A 22,128-nucleotide genomic window follows, 5' to 3' on the forward strand; every position below is an offset into this window, starting at 1 on the left:
CTGCGGCCTGCGGACGCGTTACGAATGGGCCGCCCGTTCTGCGCTGTGCCGCTGAGCATCAGGACGAATCCTGAACCAGATGGCATACATCGCGGGCAGGAACACCAGCGTAATGATGGTGCCGCCAAAGGTCCCGCCAATCAGGGTATAGGCCAGAGTTCCCCAGAACACCGAGTGCGTCAGCGGAATAAACGCCAGTATGGCGGCCATCGCCGTCAGCAGCACCGGCCGGGCACGCTGCACCGTCGCCTCCACCACCGCATGGAAAGGGGCCAGCCCTTCCTGCTCGTTGTGATGGATCTGTCCTATCAGGATCAGGGTGTTACGCATCAGAATACCCGACAGCGCGATCAGCCCCACCAGGGTATTGATGCCAAAAGGCTGGTTGAAGAGCAGCAGGGTTGGCACCACCCCAATCAGCCCCAGCGGCGCGGTGAGGAAGACCATCACCATCGCCGCCATCGACCGTACCTGCAGGATGATAATTAACAATGTGATGGCAATCATGATAGGGAACAGCGGAACCATCGCTTTGGTGGCTTTCCCCGATTCTTCAATCGAACCCGCCTGCTCGATGCGGTATCCGGCCGGCAGCGTATCGATGACCGGCTGCAGCGCCTTGGTGATGGCGGTGGAAACATCCGGCGGCTGCAGATTTTCGGCAATGTCGCCCCTCACGGTAATGGTTGGGGTGCGATCGCGACGGCGCATAACCGGATCTTCCATTTGCACCTCGACCTCTCCGATCTGAGACAACGGAACGCGCTGACCGGCAGAACCTACCAGGGTGAAGCCGGCTATTTTTGCCGGGTCAAGCCGGATATCGCCCGCCGCGCGCCCCATGACCTGCACCGAACGGATATCTTCCCGCACCGAGGTGATCGGAATGCCTGAAAGCAGGAACTGCAGCTGCTGCGCGGCCGCATTCGATGTCAGCCCCACCGCCTGCAGACGATCCTGATCGAGCGTGAAGTGCAGCGCCGGTACCCGCGGGCCCCAGTCGGTGTTGACGGTTCTCATCATCGGGCTGGCCTGCATCACTTTTTCGACCCTATCCGCAATTTCACGCAGCGTGGAGGGATCCGGCCCCATAACACGATATGCCACCGGATAGGGTGAATACGGGCCAAACACCAGCTGGGTCACGCGCAGGCGCGCTTCAGGCGCCAGCCCGCCGGCCGCGGCTTCACGCAGTCTGAACTTGAGCGCCTCGCGTGCTTGCGGATTGTCCGTCAGCACCACAATTTTCGCAAATGACGGATCGGGCAGCTCAGGCGCCATGGCCAGAAAGAAGCGCGGCGACCCCTGACCGATGTAGGAGGTGACGATTTTGGCCTCTTTCTGCTTGCTCAGCCAGGCTTCGATTTTCGCCGCCGTGGCGCTGGTCTGTTCAATGGATGTGCCATAAGGCATCTGCACCTCCACCAGCACTTCCGGGCGATCGGAGGTGGGGAAAAACTGTTTTTTCACCAGCCCCATGCCGAGTATCGCCAGCGTAAAGACGGCAATCACGGTACCGGCGACCATCCACTTGCGGGCGATAACCCGGGTCAGCAGCCGGCGAAAGCGGTTGTAATGGCGGGTGTTGTAGATAGCGGCGTGTCCGCCCTCAACCTTCCTGATGTTGGGCAGCATCTTCACGCCCAGATAAGGCGTAAACACCACCGCCACAATCCATGAAGCAATCAGGGCGATACCGACAATCCAGAACATGTTGCTGGTATATTCCCCGGCGGTGGACTGGGCAAAACCGTTGGGCATGAAACCGACGGCGGTGACCAGCGTACCGGCGAGCATCGGGGCGGCGGTGTGGCTCCAGGCATAGGCCGAGGCTTTGATGCGGTCGTAGCCCTCTTCCATTTTCACCACCATCATTTCGATGGCGATAATGGCGTCATCGACCAGCAGCCCGAGCGCAAGGATCAGCGAGCCCAGGGTGATACGGTCAAAGTTTTTGCCGGAAGCCTCCATCACCACAAAAACGATAGCCAGGGTCAACGGCACGGCGGCAGCGACCACGACGCCCACGCGCCAGCCCATGCTGACAAAACAGACCACCATCACCACCAGCAGCGCGACGAAGAATTTAATCATGAACTCGTCAACGGCGGAGCTGATGTTGACGGACTGGTCGGTCACCTTGGTCAGGGTCATGCCGAGCGGCATACTTTCATTGATTTTGGCCGTTTCCGCATCCAGCGCCTTCCCCAGATCCAGACCGTTCCAGCCGTCACGCATCACGATGCCCAGCAGCAGCGCCGCTTCACCCTGGTTGCGGATCAGGAAGGTCGCCGGGTCTTCGTAGCCCCGCTCCACGGTTGCCACGTCCGATAGCTGCAGGGTTCTGCCCTGGACAACAATGGGGGTTTTGCGGATTTTCTCCAGCTTGTCAAAGGCGCCATCCAGGCGGATAAAGACCTGCGGCCCTTTGGTATCAATCGAACCGGCGGGCGTCAGCACGTTCTGACTGTTGAGGGCGGAGAAAATATCCTGAGGCGAAACGCCCAGCGTCGCCAGCCGGTCATGGGAGAAGGAGACAAAGATGCGCTCGGCCTGTTCGCCGATAATATTGACCTTTTTGACCCCCGGCACGTGCAAAATTCGCTGGCGCAACGATTCTGCATCGCGGACCAGCAGCCGCTGCGGCTCCCCTTTCGCCTTCAGCGCAAAGAGCGCGAAGGTCACGTCGGAGAATTCGTCATTGACCATCGGCCCGATCACGCCTGCCGGCAGGTTTTGGGCCTCATCGCCGAGCTTCTTGCGCGCCTGATAGAACTCTTCCTGCACCAGTGAAGGCGGCGTGCTGTCCTGCAGTGACAGCATGGTAAAAGCCAGACCGGGACGGGTGTAAGTTTCGGTGCGGTCATACCACTTGAGCTCCTGCATGCGCTTTTCCAGCGGTTCCGCGACCTGATCCTGCATCTCCTGCGCGGTGGCGCCCGGCCAGGCAGAAATAATCGTCATCTGCTTGACGGTAAACGGGGGATCTTCTGCCCGCCCCAGCTCGAAGAACGCCAGGATCCCGGCCACGGTAATCAAGATAATAAGGAACAGCGTGATTGAGCGCTCGCGAACGGCCAGCGCTGAGAGATTGAATTTTCCCTCGCTCATGGCTGACTCCCGGCGACGCTGGCATCGCCCTGGGCCGTACGTACGGCCTCACCGTCATGCAGCAAATGCGCCCCGAGAGCGACCACCAGCTCACCAGCCTGGAGGTTACCGGAGACCTGCGCCACATCATCACCCAATCCCAGCACCTGCACGGGCCGCCACGAGACTTTGGCGGGCTGACCTGAAATCTCCCAGACCCCCGGCCCTTTGCCCGGATCGTAGATGGCAGCGAGTGGCACCTGCATCACCTGGCCCGGTAATTTATCGTCGGCAATATGCAGCGTCACGGTCGAACCCAGCGGCGCGCTCGCCAGCGCCCCTTCAAGCACGTATCTCGCTTCGAAGGTACGGGTGACGGAGTCCGCGGCATCGGAAAGGAGGCGCAGCGTTGCCGGAACCGGCTGTTTGTCCGTGCCGTACAGCGTTGCCATGGCCGCGCTTCCGACGGGCGGACGTAGCGTCTCTGGCAGCTGCACGATGGCCTCGCGCTGGCCTGCTCTGGCCAGGCGAACCACCGCCTGACCGGCGCTGACCACCTGGCCGGGCTCCGCCAGCGTATCCATGACCACGCCGTCGGCGTCGGCCAGCAGCACGGCGTAGCCCGTCGCGTTTTGCGCCACGTTCGCCTGCGCCTGCGCCGCGCTGAGCTCAGCTTTGGCCGTATCGGCGGCGGCCTTTATCTGGTCGTAGGCCGATGCAGAAACGGCGCCCGTGGCGACCAGACCGCGGTAGCGCGCCTCATCCGCAGTGGCTTGTTTTGCGCGGGCCCGGGCAGCCGCGACGGCCTGCTGCTGAGCCTGAGCCTGCAGGCTCAGGTCTACGGGATCCAGGCGCATTAGCGGCTGGCCGCGCTTGACGGTCTGGCCGGTATCGACCAGGCGTTCAAGGATTTTGCCCTGCACTCTGAAACCGAGATCGCTTTGCACCCGGGCGACAACAACGCCGGTAAACGCGCGGGAGGCATCCATCGCACTCATTACGGTCGCAGACCTTACCAGAGGAGGCTGAGTACGGGGATCGTCGGTAGTAGAGGCGTCGCCGCAGCCCACAAGGGCAAACGGCAACAGGCAGACAGCAAAGGTAGCAGGTTTGAGCCTGAGCATGGGTACCCTTATCGATTTAGCAGGACGGTAGCCGCATTCTCAAACTAGTGACCAAATTTGTCAACAGTCACAAATTAGGGTGACAGACTTCTCAATATCAGTGACGAGAGCAGCGCAGCGGCTGACGATGCGGTATCCAGATTGTATTGCAGCTCAACCGGACTGATATAGGGCCGCATAACCAGATAAATCGCGTGTGTCGCCTCGTCTAGCGGCGTTTTGCGCTCAAACTCCCCGCTCTGTCGCCCTTCCAGCAGGATTTTCTCAATCAGCTGCTGCAGGTGATGTTCATACTTTTCCGCCGAAGGCCACCTGTCACGCGCGGCCACCGCCGCAATGTCGTAAAGCTTGCGATCGTGAAAAAAGAGATCGCTACCGGCTTCGGTGAGCGATCGGAATAAGCGCCTCAGCTTTTCGGAAGCCGTCGGCGCATCAGCGATCGCTGCATCAACAATCTCCATAATCATTGCCAGCCGATTGGCGCAGATAACCTCGCCGATTGCCTGCTTCGAATCGAAGAATTTATAGATATAAGCTTTTGAGAAGCCTATGGCTTTAGCCAGGTCGGAGACCGTAGTTTTCTCATAGCCAAAATGCCCGAAATGCTCCGTGGCGGCTTCGACAACCCGGTCGCGGACGCCGTGGTCCGAGGGTCCCCGTGGGGGATGTACATCTGTATGTTTATTCATTTTTTCAGCTTAGCGTAATGCGTCCTGATTGACAACGAGTGACCATTTGGTAATGTGGTCACAGCGCGATCCCGCTCCGGGAAAATTAACGGGCTCCCTTCGCCTCTTTGCCCCGCGGCGAGCAGCGACCGGAGCGTGCGGGCGGCGCTTCCACAACCTCGGGATAAAACGGACTGGCCTGAGTACGCACGCTACCACATATCTGGCAGCCCTTGAGCGCGGGTACTGCGCCAGATCGCAGCATTAGCCGGGGGAACGGATGAAAAGGATCGGAATTCTGGGCGTCGATGCATTGACGGAACAGCTGGTGAGAGGATTTTTCCGCGCGCAACCTGATGCCCAGGTGTTCCTCTATCCGGGTAAAAGCAGGATTGCCCAGATGCTCGCCGGGGAGTTTCCCTGCTGGACGCTGGATAGTCCCGGGTCGGTGATTGATGAGGCGGATGTCGTTATTATCAACGCTGGCCCCGAAGCCCTGTACGAGCTCGCAAAACATCTGCAGCTGCGCGGCTCGCAGACGCTGATTTCTCTTGTCCCGGCAATCCGCTCTCAGACCCTACGCCGGCTGTTTCGCCACGAGGATTGCGTCAGATTAATGCTGGCCTTTACCGATGAAATCAACAAATCCGCCGTTATATTGACCGCCGCCGATGACCATATTCAGCGCCTGTTTTCCCTGCTGGGACCGCTGTGCGTGGTGGCTGATGAAGCCGAGTTTGATTCGGTCACCACCGGTTTTAGGTGATACGTTGCCTCTTTATGCGTCCGGCGCAGTGCACAAAATCCGCAGCCCGGCGAAAGAGAAGAATAAGCCCTGCGCGCCGGGCAAGCGGCAGCCGGCGCCCCGGATGAGCAAGGTGCACAACGTTTGGCGCCCTGCTCCCGTCTATGCCCGACAGGGGTCATCGGGCATAGCGACGGACGGCAGAGGTTTACTTCAGCGCCGGCCAGTAGCTGCGGTTAGCAGCAATTAAGTCATCGAGAATAGCTTTAGCCACCGAGGCGCTCGGCACCGTCTTAGACAAGGTGATGGCCTGCCAGAGCTTCTGATAGCTGCCCTCAACCCAGGCATCAACAACCAGCTTCTCCACCGCCACCTGCTGCTCCATCATCCCCTTCTGGAAAAGCGGAATTTTTCCCATCGCCAGCGGCTCCGGACCGTTAATTCCCACCAGGCAAGGGACCTCAACCATCGCCGTATCATCAAAATTAGCGATAGCGCCGTTATTTTCCACGATCAGCAGCATCCGCTCCTGGGTATTAAACGCGATGGCGCAGGCGAGGTCGACGATGAAGGTCGCGTGCGCCCCGGCGTGGAAATGGGCCTCGCTGGCGCTCTGGCGCACGACTATCTCTCTGGCCATATCGAACACCTCCTTCTCTCTTCCCGCCATGACCTCATTGGCGCGGGTAAAATCAGGGTCGGAGTGGGCAACCTCGTAATCGGCGTAGAAGTAGTATTTCAGGTAGGTATTCGGCAGCGTATCGGGATCGAGGGCGAAGACGTCTTTCACCTTTTTGAAGGTCTCAATCCAGCTCGGCGCTTTATGCTGAAAATCCTCTTTCGGGCTGCAGTACCCCAGCTCGGCAACGTGATGCTTCAGGACGGGCATTAAATCATTACCGGCTTTATCCGTAATACTGGTCCACCAGCCGAAATGATTCAGGCCAAAATACCTGACGTTCATCTCTTTACGCGACGAGAGCCCGAGGATGTCGGCAAACAATCCTTCAATGGCGACCGGCATGTCGCAAATATTGATAATCTTCGCCGTGGGGCGTAATCGACGGGTCGCCTCAGCAACGATAGCCGCCGGGTTGGAATAGTTAAGCATCCACGCCCCCGGCGAGTAGGTCTCCATATAATCCACCAGCTCAAGCACGCCGGCGATGGAGCGCATACCGTAGGCAATGCCCCCCGGCCCGCAGGTTTCCTGGCCGATAACGCCGTACTTAAGCGGGATTTTTTCGTCCTTTTCCCGCATCTCATACAGGCCAACGCGAATATGGGCCATCACGAAATCAACGCCGGTAAACGCCTCCTGCGGATCGGTTGTGAAGCTGAACGCAACCTGCGGATAGCGCTCCGCCACCAGAATGGTACAGGCTTCGCCGATAACGCGCTGACGCTCGGGGTTATTGTCATACAGCCGGATCTCGCTCAGGGGGAAGCGGTCCATATTTTCCAGCAGCATCATAACAATCCCCGGAGTATAGGTACTGCCACCGCCGGCAATAGTGACAACAAATTTATTTTTCATTTTCCACCTCTTTATTCATGAATATCTAAATAGCTATTTACGGCACTGCGAACTTTATTCACCCCGACGCCGTAGATAACCTGAACGTGATGACCGTTGATAATGACGCTGGCGCCGCCGCTGCTCTTCAGAAGGCTCTCCTGAATCAAAGCGGGGTCCCGCACGTCAACCCGCAGTCGTGTAAAGCAGTTATCGACAGAGCAGACGTTCCCTTTGCCGCCAAGCCCGAGGACCACCTGTTCACCCGATGCCTGACCCACCGCACCGGCGCTCGCCTTTTTTTCAGCGCCGGGCTCGCCCTGCTCCCGGCCCGGCGTATTTAGCCGAAGGCGGGTTATCAGGAATTTACCGACAAAGTACATGGTCGCGGTTTCCATCAGGCCCAGAACCACAAAGATGGGCCAGCGCGTCAGGTGCGCCCCTGCCGGGATGTTATAAACAATGAAATCGATAATGCCGTTGGTTGCACAGACCCGGACGTTAAGGAGCCAGGCCAGCATCTGGAAAAAGCCATCCAGCAGCGAATAGACCAGCCAGAGCAGCGGTGCGGTAAAGATGAACAGGAACTCAAAGGGCTCAGTGATGCCGACCAGAAACGAGGTGACGATCAGCGGAATAAGGGTGATTTTTAATTTCTGCTTATTCTCCGGCCTCGCGGTTTTATAAAATGCCAGGGCCATTCCCGCCGTACCGAATATTTTCACCATCCCGTAAGTTAAAAAGCGCGCCGAATCGCTTAAGGCGCCGCCGGTATTGCTGGCAATTTCGGCGAGAAAAATGGGCTTCGCCCCGACGACCGTTTGGCCGTCTATCAGCAGCTGCCCGCCGATGGAGGTAAACACAAAGGGCGACCAGATCAGGTGATGTAAGCCTGTTGGTATAAGAAAGCGGTTAAGAAAGCCGTACAGAAACACGCCCGCCGCACCGAAGGTTTTCATCACGCCGGTGAGCGCCGATATGCCATGCTCAACAATCGGCCAGATATAGACGGTGCCGATGGCAAACAGGCCCACCAGCGGGATCATGACGATCAGCACCAGTTTGCTGTTGCCGTAGATGGAGAACGCGCCCTGAAACTCTATCGCCACGAAGCGGTTATGGATAAACGCCACGACGCAGCCGAGAATGATGCCGAGAAACACCCCCATATCAATAACCTGGAAGCCAAAAATAAAGGTTTGGCCGCTGCCGTATAGCTGCGCATTGCTGCTGCCTTCGGCCAGTCGTTGCGTGAGGGTTAGCCAGCTGTTATTCGCCGCCAGATACATAAACCAGGTCATGGCCGCCACGAAAGCCGCTTCCGCTTTGCGGCTTTTTGCCAGCCCGCTGGCCAGCCCGAGGCAAAAGAAAAAGCCGAGGTTATTCATTATTGCCCAAAGCATACTGGAAACATATTTACCCAGTAGATAAAGCGTGCTGCTTTCGGCCACCCATAATTTATTGCTAGTGATGCTGAGTAATGCAATCAAAAGGCCAACGACCGGCAGATATAAAACTGGCCCAATCATCGCCTTCGAAAAGTCCTGTAATTTTTTAACCCCAACCATTGTCGACCCCTTTACCATCCGACGCCTGCCAGCGTCGCGGAACATGGAACCCAGCTTATGTCGAGGCCGAAATAAATCAGATCGGCAAAACCATCATTTGTGATAGAAGTCATATACCTTTAGGTGGAATAGATATATATGTAAAACCTTATTTTTAGATGACATTGCGCCACCAGCTTTCATGATTTAATTTATTTACATACTAATCAATAAATTAATTGAGATCTCGCAAAGTCACTCATCAATCTGAGACATCTATAAGTGATATATAAATCAATTGCCGGTGAGCTAAAAAATCGCATCAACAGCGATGAGTACGAAATCGGGGATGCGCTACCCAGCGAGAAGACGCTGGCTGAGGAACTGCAGGCGTCGGTGATGACTATCCGCAAGGCGCTGACGCTGCTTGAAGAGGAAAAGCTGATCGTCAAACGGCACGGCAGCGGCTCGTACGTGGCGCGCAAGAGCAACTACCACGGCGGCGAACTTGATGGGTTTAATTACCAGATGCATGTCGTCGGCGTGACCAATTACCGCAATAAGGTGATTGAATTCACCATGATCGACGCCCCGTTGGCGATCGCCCAGCAGCTAAAAATTGAGCCGGGAGAAAAAGTCTATTACGTCAGGCGCCTTCGCCTTATCGACGACGTGCCCATTTTGATTGAAAACAGCTATATCCCGGTGGCGGTTTTTCCATGGCTGAGCATCGGCAATCTGGAAAGATCGAAATTTAACTATTTCAAGAAAGAGTGCAATATTTCCATTCTGGAGAGCCACCGCAGCTACTCCCCGGTTCTCGCCACCCGGGAACAGGCGGAGTTCCTGCAGGTACCGGCAAACAGCCTCCTGCTGCGGGTCCAGTCGCTCAGCTACGCGCAGAATAATATCTGCGTCGATTTATCCGATATCTACCAGAACACCAACAAATACAACGTCAAGCATATCACCCGTCGTTAGGCCGCCAGACTTCGAAGGCGGCGCGCGACGGCCTGAGACTTCCTGCGGCCCGCCGGAGCGCACGCATGCAAGCGGCGCATCGTGCAGCGCAGGGGAATCGGCTGTCCCCTCTGCCCCACGATGCGCCGGATACCCTTTTTAACGCCCGGCGGCAGGGGCGCCGTTTCAGGTCGCCCCGTGTTTATCGCTGCGGCTACGCCTCGTACGCCGCGGTATGGAAATCAATCTCCCACTGCAGCACCTCGCCGTACAGCGCCGACAGCACCTGCTTTTCGCTTTCATTAAGCGCCATTGCGCAGCGGTCCAGCTCCGCCTTCAGCCAGCAGGCCTGGCGGTAGAACTCCTCCTCCGCATGCATCTCGACCCAGCGCCGCAGATCCGCGTCGCTCTGGGGGCGATCGCTCACCCGCCGGCACCAGCAGTAGTACATCCACTCCGCGCCGAACATCAGGGTAATAATCTGCTCATAGCTCCCCTCCCGGGCGATGCGCAGCATACCGTCGCGAAAGCGGCACACCCCGGGGCGGTCGTCCGGATAGTCGGCAGGATTAACCCGGCGCTCGGCCAGCACCTGTTCAAACCAGGCGATCTGGGTGTCCACCAGCGCGTTGAGGACGCCGATCAGCCAGCGCTGCTGGCGAATATCCGGCGCCTTGCTGACGCCGAGGGCAAAAATGGCAATCGCCGTGGCGACAAAGTTGCCCTCAAAGACCAGATAGCGGTTAAAAACCGTCTCCGGCAGGCTGTCCTGCTCGATATCGACCACAAAGCGGTGCTGCTGCATCGCCTGCCAGACCGGCTGATGTTCACGCAGCAGGCGCTCGCTAAAGTCCTCCATTACGCCTCCTCCAGCACGGCCTGAGCAACCGACATAAAGTGCTTCACCCGCGCCAGCTCGACATCGTTCCACCAGACGCCGTCCACCTTCATGGTGCTGGCGACGATCACCCCCTGCGTGCGCCCGAGGATCTGGCAGACGTTGGCCGGCGTCACGCCGGAGCCCACCAGCAGCGGCAGCTCGGTGGCGGCGCGGATCTCATCGATCTCCTCCATGGTGGCGCTATCGCCGGTGCGCTGACCGGTGGCGATCACCGCGTCGGCCTCGAAGAAGTCCACGTCGCGGGTCAGCTCCTGAATCGAACGGTCGGCGACGATGGCGTGGCTGCCGTGCTTAACGTGGCTGTCGGCAAAGACGCGAATATGCTCCGCACGCAGCTGGCTGCGATAGCGCAGGGCCTTCGCCGCCGCCCCTTCAATAAACCCCTCGTTGGCGATATAGGCGTTGGCCCACTGGTTTACGCGGACGAAATCGGCCCCGCCGGCCAGCGCGGTAGCCAGCGCGGGAATCGCGGCGTTGGCCAGCACGTTAATCCCCAGCGGCACGCCGAAACGTTCGCGAACTTTCTCGGTAATGACCGCCATCAGCGCCGATGTTTCAGGGCCAATATCCTCCGGTTTGGCAAAGGGAATATCACCGTGGTTTTCAACAACCAGGCCGTGAACGCCCCCCGCAATATAATTCTCGGCATCCCTAAGCGCTCTTTCAATAATAGCGCTCACTGATTTACCACGATATTTAGGCGTACCTGGAAAGGGGTCACAGTGAATGACACCGATGACAACTTTGCGACGAGAAAAAATATCTTGTATTGCGTTAGGTTTTTCTGCTGATATAGAAGTCATGTTATCCATCCTGTTAAGGGAACACTATGCGTGTTTACGTTATCGGTAATATTACCGTAGATGAAACCTGGTCTATTTCGGATATACCGAAAAAAGGCACCTCGATTCATGGCATTAAAGTTTCGCAGGATCTCGGCGGAAAAGGCGCGAATCAGGCGATTATATTATCCCGCTGCGGTATAGATACGCGCTTAATTGCGGCCACGGGAAATGACAGCAACGGAGCCTGGATTCGCCAGCAGCTAATAAATGAACCATTGACGCTGCTACCCGTCGAAAATTTCAACCAACATAGCGACACCTCGATTATTTTAAATAGCGCCGATGGCGATAATGCCATTATTACCACTACCGCTGCCGCCGATACTTTTAGCCTCGATGATATTCTGCCGCATCTGGCAGAGGGCGCTGCGGGCGATATTGTGCTGCAGCAGGGTAATTTCTCGCTGGAAAAGACCCGGGCCCTGTTCCAGTTCGCCAAAGCGCGCGGGATGACCACGGTATTTAACCCTTCGCCGGTCAATCCTGATTTCTCCCTCCTGTGGCCGCTCATCGATATCGCGGTCGTGAATGAGTCGGAAGCGGAGCAGCTACAGCCCTACGGCGTACCCACCCTCGTCATTACCCAGGGCGCCGCCGGCGCCTGGCTGGTTCGCGATGGCCAGCGCCGGTTCTCTCCCGCCGCCGCCGCCGAGGCGCTTGATACCACCGGCGCGGGCGACACCTTTCTCGCCGTTATGCTGGCATCCGCGCTGCGGCGTGGCGTGGCGCCCGACGCTCTGGCGCTGGCTCATGCCAGCCGCGCGGCCGCCATCACCGTGAGCCGTCGGGGTACGTTCAGCGCCTTTCCCGACGGCCGCGAGCTCGACGCCCTGCTCGCGGCGGACGATGCCTGAAGATTACTTAAACAGCGAGCGGTAGGAATCCACGTTCGCTTTGGTTACCACCGTAGCCGGAACCAGAATGGTTTTCGGCACGGTTTTACCCGAAGTAATCGTGTTCAGCGCCTTCAGCGCCTGGGCCCCCATCTGCTCAGGATCCTGCTGCAGCACGGCGGTAACGTAGCCGCCGTCGATGCCCGAAATCGCCTTCGCCGTCAGATCCCAGCCGAAGACCTTAATATCCTTCTGTCGCCCCTGGTTTTCCACCGCGGCAATCGCGCCGAGCAGCGCGGGTTCGCCGGTGGCGTAGATCGCCGTCAAATCCGGGTTGCCGGTAATCAGGTTTTCCGCCGCGGTCATCGCTTTATCCTGCACGTTCTGGCCGTCAACGACGTTGGCGATGGTAATTTTCGGGTTACTTTTCAGCGTCTCCTCAAAGCCCTTCTGCCGCTGGTTCTGAATCGCCGAGTTCAGGGCGCCGACGATCCCCAGCCGCGCCTGGCCGCCCATCTCTTTCTGCACGTAGTCAACGAAGTATTTACCAATAATGCGTCCCCCTTCGATATTATCCACCCCGACCTGGGCCGCCTGAGGTCCCGCCGGTAATACCGCATCAATAGCAATCACCGGAATGTTAGCGGCGGCGGCCTCTTTTACCGCTGGCATAATTCCGTTAACGTCGATGGCGGCAACCAGGATGCCTTTAACGCCTTGCTGAATATAGTTTTCAATCGCATCATTCTGCGCGACGGGGTTATCGTTGGAGTTGAAAATAACTAAATCCTTGCCGCTCGCCGTGGCCGCATCCTGCGCGCCTTTATTCATCAGATTAAAAAACAGCGCCTGCTGATTGATTTGCACTAACGCATAGGTTGGATTGGCGGCACTGGCGCAAGAAATAAAGCTAACCGATGCCAGCAGAGACGTTGCAACAGCAATAAAACGCAGTTTTCCGGTGTTAAATAACATCATCAGTATCCTCGTCGGGAATAATTGATAGCCAGCAGAGTTCCGCGCCGCGGTGCGAACGCAGAAGGAGTATTTTTTTGGCGGGCAAATATCGTATATGGCCAGCACGATCGCAGATCGCCTGGCTAATACCTGCTTGATGCATTCCGGCAACCGGTCCGTTTCGGTGCGCGACTGGAATGTTTTAAGCGGGTTTGGGAATGACTTCCCGGATGATGCGGTAAACTTCCTATACAATTCTCCGCCGATTAAATTTTGTCAAGCATTTATTTAGCGCCGCCGCGGGCGGAAAAATTGCTGTATTGACCGCGCTTAACTATGTTACAGATAGCCGACTCTGGCAGAAATGGCGCAGGAAATGAGTATAAAACGCGTATTGTTATCCGATGTGGCAAAGCTGGCGGGACTGTCGAAGGCCACCTTATCTCGCTATATGAACAACAATATCGTGCTGCCGCAGGAAACTATCGACCGCATTGAAACGGCGATCCGCGAGCTGGACTATCGCGGAAACAGCCTGGCACGGCGCCTTAGCAAAGGGGGCAGCGAGACCCTCGGTCTGGTCCTCCCCGATATCACCAACCCCTTCTTCGCCGAACTGGCCGACGCCGCCGAGGAGGCCGCTTCGGCCAGCGGCTACAGCCTGGTGCTGTGCATCACCCGCAACAACCCGGAAAAAGAGTGCCAGTTCATTCGCTGGCTGGATACCTGCCAGGTCGACGGCCTGCTGTTCACCACCAACCGCCCCGATAACGGCCTGCTGCGTAAAGAGGTTCAGCGTCACGAGCGCATCGTTTTGCTGGATGAGGATATTCCCGGCAGCAAGGTGCCGAAGGTCTTTGCCGATAACGTCCAGGGCGGGCGAATTGCCACGGAAAAGCTAATCGCCGCCGGGCATCGCCGTATCGCCTTCGTCGGCGGGCCGGACAAGCTGATGAGCGTGCGTGAACGCTACCAGGGATTCTGCACCGCCATGGAGCAGGCCGGCCTCAGCTGGCCCCCCGAGTGGGTCATGTACGGCGACTACCAGCGCGAGTTCGGCCAGCAGGCGCTTAAGCGCCTGTTCAGCCAGCCGCTGCGCCCCACCGCCGTCTTTGCCGCCAGCGACTATCTGGTGCTTGGCCTGCTCGATGGGCTGCGCGCCTGCGGACTACAGGCGCCGGAGGCGCTGTCGCTGGTCGGCTTCGATGACGCTAACTATGCCGATTTTACCCAGCCGCGCATCTCCACCATCCGCCAGCCCGCGCGGGAGCTGGGCCGCACCGCGGTGAGCATCATGCTGCGCCTGCTGAATAACGAGCAGGATATCCCGGCGGAAACCCGCCTGCCGGTGGAATGGATTGGCCGCGATTCGATCAAGATTTGTTAAGCGCGTCCCAAAATGGCGCAAAAGCGCCCAATTTTGGCGCAAAAAACGTTCAACTTAAAATCTCTTTATTATAATTAGTAAACCGGTTTACTTATAAACCGTTAATAAATTCTTTCTGTTACATAGGGTTAAGTGATGGGGCTGCTGTGGTTTTTCTGCCCTGGCACGGATGCTGCAATGTTCTTACTGGCGAACAAATATCTTAAATAGCGTTTGACCTGACTGTGCTTGTGAAAGCTCCACTCCGCAGGTAAACCGGTTTACAAGGGCGTAAACCGTGTTGGATGGAGTCTTTTACCCACGACGGCAAACATTTTCCCGGCAATAGCGATGGGAGCGATCGGATGCAGCAGCCACAAACTATCCCGCCAAGGGTAGAGATGATCAATATCACCAAGACCTACGGGTCGATACGTTCCCTGCGCGGCGTAAACCTGGAGCTGGCTCCGGGCGAAGTGCTGGGCCTGGTGGGCGATAACGGCGCGGGGAAATCAACCCTGACCAAAGTGCTGTCCGGGGCTGTGATCCCCACCAGCGGCACTATCCGCATCGACGGCGAACAGCACCAGTTTACTAACCCGGCGGACTCTCGCCGCTGCCATATCGAGATGGTGTATCAGGACCTGTCGCTGTGCGACACCGTTGACGTTGCGGGCAACCTGTTTATGGGCCGCGAGCCGATGAAATCGGTGCTCGGCATCCCCTTCCTCGACGAGGCCAAAATGCACGCCGACGCGCGGGAGATGCTCAAGGGGCTGGGTATTTCCATTCCCGATACCCGCCTGCTGGTCCGCAACCTCTCCGGCGGTCAGCGCCAGGCCATTGCCATCGCCCGCGCGGCGGCCTTTGATCCCAAGGTGCTGATTATGGATGAGCCCACCGCCGCGCTTGCCGTGGCGGAAGTGGAGGCGGTTCTGGAACTGATTCGTCGCGTTTCGGCTCGCGGCGTGAGCGTCATTCTGATCACCCACCGTCTGCAGGATCTGTTCCTCGTCTGCGATCGGATCATGGTGATGTATGAAGGCACCAACGTCGCCGACCGGCGGGTGGCCGACACCAGCCTGAGCGATATCGTAAACCTGATCGTGGGCGAAAAATTCACCGCTCGCTCAGCGGCAGCACACTGAGGTAACAGGATGAGTATCATGAACTTAAGCAGCTCCCGCATGATCCAGCATTCGCTGCCGCGCCGCCTGCTGCATAACCACTCTGGCGTGGTCAGCATCGCGCTGTTTTTCGTCTTCTGCTGCGTGGTGTTTTCACTCATTACCAGCAACTTCCTTACCGGGACCAACTGGCTGAATATCATTCGCCAGAGCGCCCCGCTGCTGATCGTGGCGACCGCGATGACCCTGGTGATTACCACCGGCGGCATCGACCTGTCGGTGGGTTCCACCCTCGCGCTGGTGGGCGCGCTCTCCGCCATCGCCCTCAACAACTGGGGTTTACCGTGGCCGGTGGTGCTGCTCGGCGGCCTGCTGCTCGGCGGATTAGTCGGCGCCATCAACGGCTTCTTTATTGCCTATGAAGGCATTCCGGCGTTTATCGTCACCCTCGCCACCCTCGCCGTGGTCCGCGGCATCGCGCTGCTGGTGACCCAGGGCTACTCGATCCCCGTTCCCGCCGACAGCCTGTTTACCTTTATCGGGCGCGCGTGGGTTGTGGGTATCCCGATGCCGGCGCTGATCGGCATTATGATCCTGGTTATCGGGCATATCGTGCTGAATCATATGCGCTTTGGCCGCTACGTCACGGCGATCGGCGCCAACGCCGAGGGCGCACGACGCAGCGGGATTAACACCAAAGCGGTGACCATGCGGGTGTATATCATCAGCGGAATGGCCGCCGCGCTGGCCGGCATGATCATTACCGCGCGCCTCGGCAGCGGCTCGTCCAACCAGGGGGAAGGCTTCGAGCTGCAGGTGATTGCCGCCGTGGTCCTCGGCAGCACCAGCCTGTTTGGCGGCTTCGGCACCATTATCGGCACGCTGCTCGGCGCGCTGTCGATTGCGGTTATCCAGAACGGGCTGATCCTGTCGCATATCTCGCCGTTCTACACCCAGATAGCCACCGGCACTATTATCCTGCTGGCTATCTGGCTCAACACCCGCATTCTTAACCCCACGCGATCTGCGGCGAAAGGATAGCTCATGAAAGGATCAATTTTTCGCCACCCTACTCCGCTGCCGGTCGGCGTCGGCAGCGGCTATGTGATGACGGTGCTCGGCCCGCTGCCGGTCAGCGAGATGGGCGTCACGCTGATGCATGAGCATATCCTGCTGGATGCCTCCGGCAAGTGGGTACCGCCCTGCTGCTGCAGCGATCGCCATCTTGCCGAAATGCCGGTGAAGATGGAAAACCTCGGCGAGCTGTCGCTGAACCCGCTGATCAGCCGGGATAACTGCCAGCTGTTTGACGTCGACGTGGCTATCGAAGAGCTGACCAAATATCGCGCCCTGGGCGGGCAAACGGTAGTCGATCCGACCAATATCGGCATCGGCCGCGATCCGCTGGCGCTGGCGCGCATCGCTCGCCTCACCGGCCTGAACATTGTTATGGGCACCGGCTTCTATCTGGAGCCGTCGCACCCCGAATGGGTCAAGAGCAGCAGCGTCGAACGGCTGACCGAGCGGCTGATCTACGACCTCGGCGGCGCGGAGGAGAAGCCGGAGGTCATCGCCGGGCTGATCGGCGAGATCGGCGTCTCCAGCCGCTTCACCGCCGATGAAGAGAAGTCCCTGCGCGCGGCGGGCCGGGCAAGCGCCGCGACCGGCGTGCCGATCGAGGTCCACCTGCCGGGCTGGGAGCGGCTGGGCCATCGGGTGCTGGATATTCTCGAACAGGAAGGGGCCGATCTGCGCCATACGGTCCTGTGCCATATGAACCCAAGCTTTGCCGACAAGCGCTATCAGCGCGAGCTGGCGCAGCGCGGGGCGTTCCTCGAATACGACATGATCGGCATGAGCTACTACTACGCCGATGAGTCGGCGCAGTCGCCCTCCGACGAGGAGAACGCCCGCGCCATCCGGGAGCTGATTGATGACGGCTATATCCAGCAGATTTTGCTGTCGCAGGACGTCTTCCTGAAGACCATGCTCACCCGCTACGGCGGTCACGGATATGGCTACATACTCAAGCATTTCGTTCCTCGCCTGCGCCGCCACGGCGTCAGCGGCGAACAGCTTGAAACCCTGATGATTGGCAATCCCCAGCGGGTATTTGGCGGATAAAAAGGAAAGTTATAATGAAGAAGAAAGTTTTACTGGTCGGTGAATCCTGGACCAGCACCTCAACGCACGTTAAAGGCTTCGATCAGTTTGCTACCGCCACCTGGCACACCGGCGCGACGGATTTTCTGGCCGCGCTGGCCGACAGCCGCTATGCCATCACCTATATGCCGGCCCACGCGGCGGCGACCGAGTTCCCGCTGACCCAGCAGGAACTGCAGGAATGGGATGCGATTATCCTCTCGGACATTGGCGCCAACACGCTGCTACTGCACCCCGACACCTGGCTGAAAAGCCGCCGCACCGCCAACCGCCTGACGCTGCTGCATGACTACGTTGCCGCCGGCGGCTCGCTGATGATGATCGGCGGCTACTACAGCTTCCAGGGGATTAACGGCGGCGCCCGCTATCGCCATACCGCGGTGGAGAAGGTTCTGCCGGTGCGCTGCCTGGCGTGGGACGATCGTATTGAAACCCCGGAAGGCTGCTACGCCGAAGTCACCGAATCCCACGCCCTGTTTAACGATATTCCCGGCGAGTGGCCGTGGCTGCTGGGCTATAACGAGGTGGAAATGCACCCGGAGGGCAGGCTGCTGGCGACGGTTGCCGGGACCGGACATCCGCTGCTGGCGGTGCGCGAATATCAGCAGGGCCGTTCGCTGGTGTGGACCAGCGATATGTCCGCCCACTGGCTGCCCGAGGAGTTTGCGCAATGGCCCGGCTATCGCCAGCTGTGGATTAACTGCCTCGACTGGCTGACGGAACGCGGCTGATGGTGAACGCTACCCGCGAACTGGCCCAGCGGCTGCTGGGCTTTAACACCATCAACCCGCCGGGAAACGAAGCCGACTGCATGCGTTTTTTTGCCGACTGGCTGCGCGATAGCGGCTTCGAGGTTGCGCTGTCGTCGTTCGGCGAAGGGCGCTGCAACCTGATTGCCCGGCTGCCGGGGGCGACGGCGGGTAAGCCGCTGGCCTTTACCGGCCATCTCGATACCGTGCCGCTCGGCAATGCGCAGTGGCGCTTCGATCCCTTCGGCTCGCAGGTTGAGAACGGCCGGCTTTATGGGCGAGGATCCAGCGATATGAAGGCGGCGATAGCGGCGTTTGCCGTCGCCTGCGTCCAGCGGCGGGAGGCGATCCTCAAAGGGCGCGGCGCGGTGCTGCTGATCACCGGCGGGGAAGAGACCGGCTGCGACGGCGCGCGGGCGCTGATCGCCTCCGGCACGCTGCCGGAGATTGGCGCGCTGATCGTCGGTGAACCTACCGCCAATTACCCGGTTATCGGGCACAAAGGGGCGCTATGGCTGCGCGCTGAAACCCGGGGCAAAACCGCCCACGGCGCGATGCCGGAGTTGGGGATTAACGCCATCTATCTGGCGGCGGATGCGCTGGGTAAGATTCGTCATTTTTCGCCAGGCGCGCCGCATCCGCTGATGAAGCAGCCCACGCTCAACGTCGGGCGCATTGAGGGCGGACTCAATATTAACTCCGTGCCGGATCGCGCGTGCTTTGATGTCGATATCCGCAGCGCCCCCAATTTACAGCACGCCGTCATTCGACAGCGGCTGAGCGCGCTGCTTGGCGAGAGCGTGACGCTTACCACCCTGGTCGATCTGCCCGCGGTGCTGAGCGAAGCGCGGCACGCGTGGATAGCCCGGGTTTATCAGCGCTGCCAGCCGCTGCATGACGGGCCGCTGGCGCCGCGGGTGGTGCCCTACTTTACCGACGCCTCTCTGCTGCTGCCCGCGCTGGGTAATCCGCCGTGCATTATTCTCGGTCCCGGCGAGCCGTCGATGGCCCACCAGACCGACGAGTACTGCCTGCTCAGCCGGCTGGAGGAGGCCGAGCGGCTGTACGGGGAGCTTATCGGCGACTGGATGGCGTAGCGCCGCAAAAGTTTCAATGTCACCCCGGGAAAAAAATATTATATCTTCATCAATCACCCGGCACCGCCCGCCGCTAAGCGATTCATTGATTAACAATCTCGAGGCCGATCGTGAAGGATCTTGTCAAATTTGGTCGTATCGCGGCCGTGCTACCGGTTAAAAACATCGCCGTCGCCAAAGAGTTCTATATCAACGGGCTGAACTTCAGCGCTGTTTTTGAAAACGGCGATCCGGTGGGTTTTATGATCATAAAGCGTGAAGAGGCTGAACTCCATTTAACCCTCCAGCCGCAGCACAAAGCCCCCTCCTGGCCTGGCGTGCACCTGCTGGTGGATGATGCCAACGCCTTATACGCCCGCTGTCAGGAAATTGGCGCGAGGATTATTAAAAGCCTGGAGGATAAAGATTATGGTATTCGGGCATTTGTGTTCGCCGATCCGGATGGAAATCGTATCGACGTTGGGCAGATACTGCAGAAGTAATTAAGGCCGGCTTTACGACCCAACCCCATACGTCTTTATGCGTAACATATTCCTCCCCGCACGGCGTCGCTTTCGGCCTCCCGTGTGAGACGCTAGTACACCGGGCGTTTCTTTTGCCGCTTTAGCCCGGCGTCCTTCGGTGGTTACATTTTAAGGCTTTCTTTTGATAAGGATTTTAAAATGAGCATCATTTACGTCATTGTTTTAACTTATATAAAACCGCTCGAAGAGGTTGATTCCCACATACCTGCTCACGTTGAGTGGCTTAAACAGGGCTACTCGGATGGGGTGTTTTTGGCGTCAGGCAGGAGAATTCCCCGTAATGGCGGCGTCATCCTTGCAAAATCTGACAGCATCGAAATGCTGAAAGCACGTCTCAGCGAGGATCCATTCCAAAAATTTAAAATAGCTAACGCGGATATTATTCCCTTCGATAGCAGTATGAGAGCTCCGCTGCTCGAAAATATTTTCTGACTTTACGTCGGAACCGTTCGCCGGGCGGCTAAAACGGCGCGAGCGGCCGCCGGTTTGCCGCTTAGGCCAGGAATGATATCGTTGCCCTTTAGGGCATTCATGAGGAGTTGATGGGTATGGATATTAAGCTGTCCGGGGGGTGTTTGTGCGGTTTTATCAGATTCGTTGCGGTCAATCCTTCCTCCCGTCATACCTGCTCCTGCGATATATGTCAGAAGCATTCCGGCTGCCAGACTGCAGTATGGCTTGAGTTCCGTTCGGCTGACGTTGCATGGACCGGTGAAGGGGGCAGGCCTTCCGTATACCGTTCGTCTGCGGCTTCATCGAGGGCGTTCTGCGGCCAGTGTGGCGCCTCCATCGGCGCCATAGATGATGCCCCGGTTATTGCTTTGCTTAGCGGTGTTTTTGACAATAATCATCATGCTTTTTTCTCACCCGAAACCCACTCATTTGAAGATATGAAGCCTGAATGGTGGCGAAAAATCATGCCTGATTCATCCGTATAAATGCGCCTGCCCCCCGCTCTCACGCCGGGGTTAGCCGGCGCCGATCATCAGGTCGAGGTTTTGCACCGCGGCGCCCGATGCCCCTTTGCCGAGATTATCGAACACTGCCGTCAGCAGGATTTGCCCACTCTCAGGATTGGAAAATACGCCCAGCGCCATCTCGTTGCTGCCATTCAGCTGCTGGGGATCGAGGCGCTCAATCTCGCCGACGGCTTCAGGCGTCAGCACCTTGACCAGCTCGCTATGGCGATAATGCTGCGCCAGGCAGGCATGTACTGCTGCCGCATCGGCATGTTCAGGCAGCAGGCGCTGCTGAAGCGGCACGCTGAGGATAATCCCCTGGCGGTAGGCGCCGTAAGCCGGCATGAAAAACGGCGGCGTGGTGAGCCCGGCGTAGCGCGCGATCTCCGGAACATGCTTGTGTCTGAGGCCTAAGCCATACGCCTGAAAAGCAGGGCCGGAGCCCGCCTCCCCGCCTTCGTACAGCTCGATCGCCGCCTTGCCGCCGCCCGAAAAGCCGGACACGGCGTGAATGGAAACGGGGTAATCAGCGGGCAGCAGCCCGGCGTTAACCAGCGGGAGCAGCAGACCAATAGCGCCGGTTGGGTAGCAGCCTGGGTTGGTGACGCGCTTCGAGGCTCTGATGCGTGCGGGCTGGTCGGCGCTCATCTCCGGGAAACCGTACGTCCACCCGGAGACGGTGCGATGGGCCGAGCTGGCATCGATTACGCGCACCTGCGGATTCTCCAGCATCGCCACCGACTCGCGCGCCGCCTCATCGGGCAGGCACAGAATGGCGATATCGCAGCCGTTGAGCATCTCCGCCCGGAGCCGCCGGTCTTTGCGCTGGGACGGGGGCAGAGTCATGAGCTTAATATCCGTACGTTGGCGCAGGCGGTCGTGGATTTGCAAACCCGTCGTTCCCTGCTCGCCATCAATAAATACGTGAGTCATCGTCATTTCCTTAAACCGGTTAGA

At 58.5% G+C, this 22,128-nt stretch carries 21 protein-coding genes; 12 read left to right on the top strand and 9 right to left on the bottom strand.

Features of this window, described 5'->3' with window-relative positions:
• Window positions 1-18 precede the first annotated feature (18 nt).
• The 3 genes from M2416_RS01145 to M2416_RS01155 form a co-directional block, all read right to left on the bottom strand.
• Window positions 19-3,111 (bottom strand): efflux RND transporter permease subunit, encoded by a 3,093-nt coding sequence (locus M2416_RS01145; RefSeq protein WP_259221680.1) that lies wholly within the window; start codon window positions 3,109-3,111, stop codon window positions 19-21.
• Entirely contained in the window at window positions 3,108-4,214 is a 1,107-nt protein-coding gene (locus M2416_RS01150) for an efflux RND transporter periplasmic adaptor subunit (RefSeq protein WP_259221682.1), read from the bottom strand. The genes M2416_RS01145 and M2416_RS01150 overlap by 4 nt, the downstream gene beginning before the upstream one ends.
• A gap of 74 nt (window positions 4,215-4,288) precedes the next feature.
• Complete coding sequence (locus M2416_RS01155; protein ID WP_076945302.1) at window positions 4,289-4,903, bottom strand: TetR/AcrR family transcriptional regulator; 615 nt, start codon at window positions 4,901-4,903, stop codon at window positions 4,289-4,291.
• A 259-nt stretch (window positions 4,904-5,162) separates the two neighbouring features.
• Here M2416_RS01155 and M2416_RS01160 point away from each other — a divergent pair, with 259 nt between their 5' ends.
• Complete coding sequence (locus M2416_RS01160; RefSeq protein ID WP_076945301.1) at window positions 5,163-5,648, top strand: NADP oxidoreductase; 486 nt, start codon at window positions 5,163-5,165, stop codon at window positions 5,646-5,648.
• A gap of 187 nt (window positions 5,649-5,835) precedes the next feature.
• On the opposite strand, the gene M2416_RS01165 is transcribed toward M2416_RS01160, so the two are convergent.
• Window positions 5,836-7,164, bottom strand: coding sequence for a 6-phospho-alpha-glucosidase (locus M2416_RS01165; protein ID WP_259221683.1), 1,329 nt, complete (start codon window positions 7,162-7,164; stop codon window positions 5,836-5,838).
• Between the two features lie 11 nt (window positions 7,165-7,175).
• Window positions 7,176-8,711: a PTS transporter subunit EIIC gene (locus M2416_RS01170; protein ID WP_259221684.1), complete on the bottom strand. Its 1,536-nt coding sequence runs from the start codon at window positions 8,709-8,711 to the stop codon at window positions 7,176-7,178.
• 261 nt (window positions 8,712-8,972) lie between these two features.
• Between M2416_RS01170 and M2416_RS01175 the strand changes: the two genes are divergently transcribed.
• Entirely contained in the window at window positions 8,973-9,671 is a 699-nt protein-coding gene (locus M2416_RS01175) for a GntR family transcriptional regulator (RefSeq protein ID WP_259221685.1), read from the top strand.
• 193 nt (window positions 9,672-9,864) lie between these two features.
• On the opposite strand, the gene M2416_RS01180 is transcribed toward M2416_RS01175, so the two are convergent.
• Window positions 9,865-10,509, bottom strand: a complete 645-nt coding sequence (locus M2416_RS01180) for a TenA family protein (protein WP_259221686.1) — start codon at window positions 10,507-10,509, stop codon at window positions 9,865-9,867.
• Window positions 10,509-11,354 carry a BtpA/SgcQ family protein gene (locus tag M2416_RS01185; RefSeq protein ID WP_259221687.1) on the bottom strand — a complete coding sequence of 282 codons (846 nt, stop codon included), beginning with the start codon at window positions 11,352-11,354 and terminating at the stop codon, window positions 10,509-10,511. The genes M2416_RS01180 and M2416_RS01185 overlap by 1 nt, the downstream gene beginning before the upstream one ends.
• Before the next feature lie 26 nt (window positions 11,355-11,380).
• Between M2416_RS01185 and M2416_RS01190 the strand changes: the two genes are divergently transcribed.
• Window positions 11,381-12,250, top strand: coding sequence for a PfkB family carbohydrate kinase (locus tag M2416_RS01190; protein ID WP_259221688.1), 870 nt, complete (start codon window positions 11,381-11,383; stop codon window positions 12,248-12,250).
• Window positions 12,251-12,253: 3 nt separating this feature from the next.
• On the opposite strand, the gene M2416_RS01195 is transcribed toward M2416_RS01190, so the two are convergent.
• Window positions 12,254-13,207, bottom strand: a complete 954-nt coding sequence (locus M2416_RS01195) for an ABC transporter substrate-binding protein (protein ID WP_041145071.1) — start codon at window positions 13,205-13,207, stop codon at window positions 12,254-12,256.
• A 343-nt stretch (window positions 13,208-13,550) separates the two neighbouring features.
• Here M2416_RS01195 and M2416_RS01200 point away from each other — a divergent pair, with 343 nt between their 5' ends.
• The 9 genes from M2416_RS01200 to M2416_RS01240 all read left to right on the top strand — a co-directional run bounded on the left by M2416_RS01200 (window position 13,551) and on the right by M2416_RS01240 (window position 21,150).
• The gene (locus tag M2416_RS01200) at window positions 13,551-14,573 is read left to right on the top strand and encodes a LacI family DNA-binding transcriptional regulator (protein WP_041145070.1); all 1,023 of its coding nucleotides are present in this window, start codon (window positions 13,551-13,553) and stop codon (window positions 14,571-14,573) included.
• Between the two features lie 380 nt (window positions 14,574-14,953).
• Window positions 14,954-15,700 carry an ATP-binding cassette domain-containing protein gene (locus M2416_RS01205; protein ID WP_161795676.1) on the top strand — a complete coding sequence of 249 codons (747 nt, stop codon included), beginning with the start codon at window positions 14,954-14,956 and terminating at the stop codon, window positions 15,698-15,700.
• 18 nt (window positions 15,701-15,718) lie between these two features.
• Complete coding sequence (locus tag M2416_RS01210; protein WP_166793722.1) at window positions 15,719-16,720, top strand: ABC transporter permease; 1,002 nt, start codon at window positions 15,719-15,721, stop codon at window positions 16,718-16,720.
• 3 nt (window positions 16,721-16,723) lie between these two features.
• The gene (locus M2416_RS01215; protein WP_076945293.1) at window positions 16,724-17,803 is read left to right on the top strand and encodes a phosphotriesterase family protein; all 1,080 of its coding nucleotides are present in this window, start codon (window positions 16,724-16,726) and stop codon (window positions 17,801-17,803) included.
• 14 nt (window positions 17,804-17,817) lie between these two features.
• A complete protein-coding gene (locus M2416_RS01220) occupies window positions 17,818-18,573 on the top strand; it encodes a glutamine amidotransferase (protein ID WP_259221693.1) in 756 nt (251 codons plus the stop codon).
• A 2-nt stretch (window positions 18,574-18,575) separates the two neighbouring features.
• Window positions 18,576-19,688: a M20 family metallopeptidase gene (locus M2416_RS01225; protein ID WP_259222851.1), complete on the top strand. Its 1,113-nt coding sequence runs from the start codon at window positions 18,576-18,578 to the stop codon at window positions 19,686-19,688.
• 110 nt (window positions 19,689-19,798) lie between these two features.
• Window positions 19,799-20,170, top strand: a complete 372-nt coding sequence (locus tag M2416_RS01230) for a VOC family protein (protein ID WP_259221695.1) — start codon at window positions 19,799-19,801, stop codon at window positions 20,168-20,170.
• A gap of 180 nt (window positions 20,171-20,350) precedes the next feature.
• Window positions 20,351-20,644 (top strand): YciI family protein, encoded by a 294-nt coding sequence (locus M2416_RS01235; protein ID WP_259221696.1) that lies wholly within the window; start codon window positions 20,351-20,353, stop codon window positions 20,642-20,644.
• Window positions 20,645-20,760: 116 nt separating this feature from the next.
• The gene (locus tag M2416_RS01240; protein WP_128878454.1) at window positions 20,761-21,150 is read left to right on the top strand and encodes a GFA family protein; all 390 of its coding nucleotides are present in this window, start codon (window positions 20,761-20,763) and stop codon (window positions 21,148-21,150) included.
• Window positions 21,151-21,180: 30 nt separating this feature from the next.
• Here the strand turns inward: M2416_RS01240 and argC are convergent, their stop codons facing one another.
• Window positions 21,181-22,104 (bottom strand): N-acetyl-gamma-glutamyl-phosphate reductase, encoded by a 924-nt coding sequence (argC, locus tag M2416_RS01245; RefSeq protein WP_259221698.1) that lies wholly within the window; start codon window positions 22,102-22,104, stop codon window positions 21,181-21,183.
• Window positions 22,105-22,128 lie beyond the last annotated feature (24 nt).

Source organism: Klebsiella sp. BIGb0132, from assembly GCF_024810075.1.
GTDB lineage: Bacteria > Pseudomonadota > Gammaproteobacteria > Enterobacterales > Enterobacteriaceae > Klebsiella > Klebsiella terrigena.

Excerpts from the sequence above, each read along its gene's own strand:
- M2416_RS01145 (WP_259221680.1), bottom strand. The coding sequence starts at position 3,111 with ATGAGCGAGGGAAAATTCAATCTCTCAGCGCTGGCCGTTCGCGAGCGC.
- M2416_RS01150 (WP_259221682.1), bottom strand. The coding sequence starts at position 4,214 with ATGCTCAGGCTCAAACCTGCTACCTTTGCTGTCTGCCTGTTGCCGTTT.
- M2416_RS01155 (WP_076945302.1), bottom strand. The coding sequence starts at position 4,903 with ATGAATAAACATACAGATGTACATCCCCCACGGGGACCCTCGGACCAC.
- M2416_RS01160 (WP_076945301.1), top strand. The coding sequence starts at position 5,163 with ATGAAAAGGATCGGAATTCTGGGCGTCGATGCATTGACGGAACAGCTG.
- M2416_RS01165 (WP_259221683.1), bottom strand. The coding sequence starts at position 7,164 with ATGAAAAATAAATTTGTTGTCACTATTGCCGGCGGTGGCAGTACCTAT.
- M2416_RS01170 (WP_259221684.1), bottom strand. The coding sequence starts at position 8,711 with ATGGTTGGGGTTAAAAAATTACAGGACTTTTCGAAGGCGATGATTGGG.
- M2416_RS01180 (WP_259221686.1), bottom strand. The coding sequence starts at position 10,509 with ATGGAGGACTTTAGCGAGCGCCTGCTGCGTGAACATCAGCCGGTCTGG.
- M2416_RS01185 (WP_259221687.1), bottom strand. The coding sequence starts at position 11,354 with ATGACTTCTATATCAGCAGAAAAACCTAACGCAATACAAGATATTTTT.
- M2416_RS01190 (WP_259221688.1), top strand. The coding sequence starts at position 11,381 with ATGCGTGTTTACGTTATCGGTAATATTACCGTAGATGAAACCTGGTCT.
- M2416_RS01195 (WP_041145071.1), bottom strand. The coding sequence starts at position 13,207 with ATGATGTTATTTAACACCGGAAAACTGCGTTTTATTGCTGTTGCAACG.
- M2416_RS01200 (WP_041145070.1), top strand. The coding sequence starts at position 13,551 with ATGGCGCAGGAAATGAGTATAAAACGCGTATTGTTATCCGATGTGGCA.
- M2416_RS01205 (WP_161795676.1), top strand. The coding sequence starts at position 14,954 with ATGATCAATATCACCAAGACCTACGGGTCGATACGTTCCCTGCGCGGC.
- M2416_RS01210 (WP_166793722.1), top strand. The coding sequence starts at position 15,719 with ATGAACTTAAGCAGCTCCCGCATGATCCAGCATTCGCTGCCGCGCCGC.
- M2416_RS01215 (WP_076945293.1), top strand. The coding sequence starts at position 16,724 with ATGAAAGGATCAATTTTTCGCCACCCTACTCCGCTGCCGGTCGGCGTC.
- M2416_RS01220 (WP_259221693.1), top strand. The coding sequence starts at position 17,818 with ATGAAGAAGAAAGTTTTACTGGTCGGTGAATCCTGGACCAGCACCTCA.
- M2416_RS01235 (WP_259221696.1), top strand. The coding sequence starts at position 20,351 with ATGAGCATCATTTACGTCATTGTTTTAACTTATATAAAACCGCTCGAA.
- M2416_RS01240 (WP_128878454.1), top strand. The coding sequence starts at position 20,761 with ATGGATATTAAGCTGTCCGGGGGGTGTTTGTGCGGTTTTATCAGATTC.
- argC (WP_259221698.1), bottom strand. The coding sequence starts at position 22,104 with ATGACTCACGTATTTATTGATGGCGAGCAGGGAACGACGGGTTTGCAA.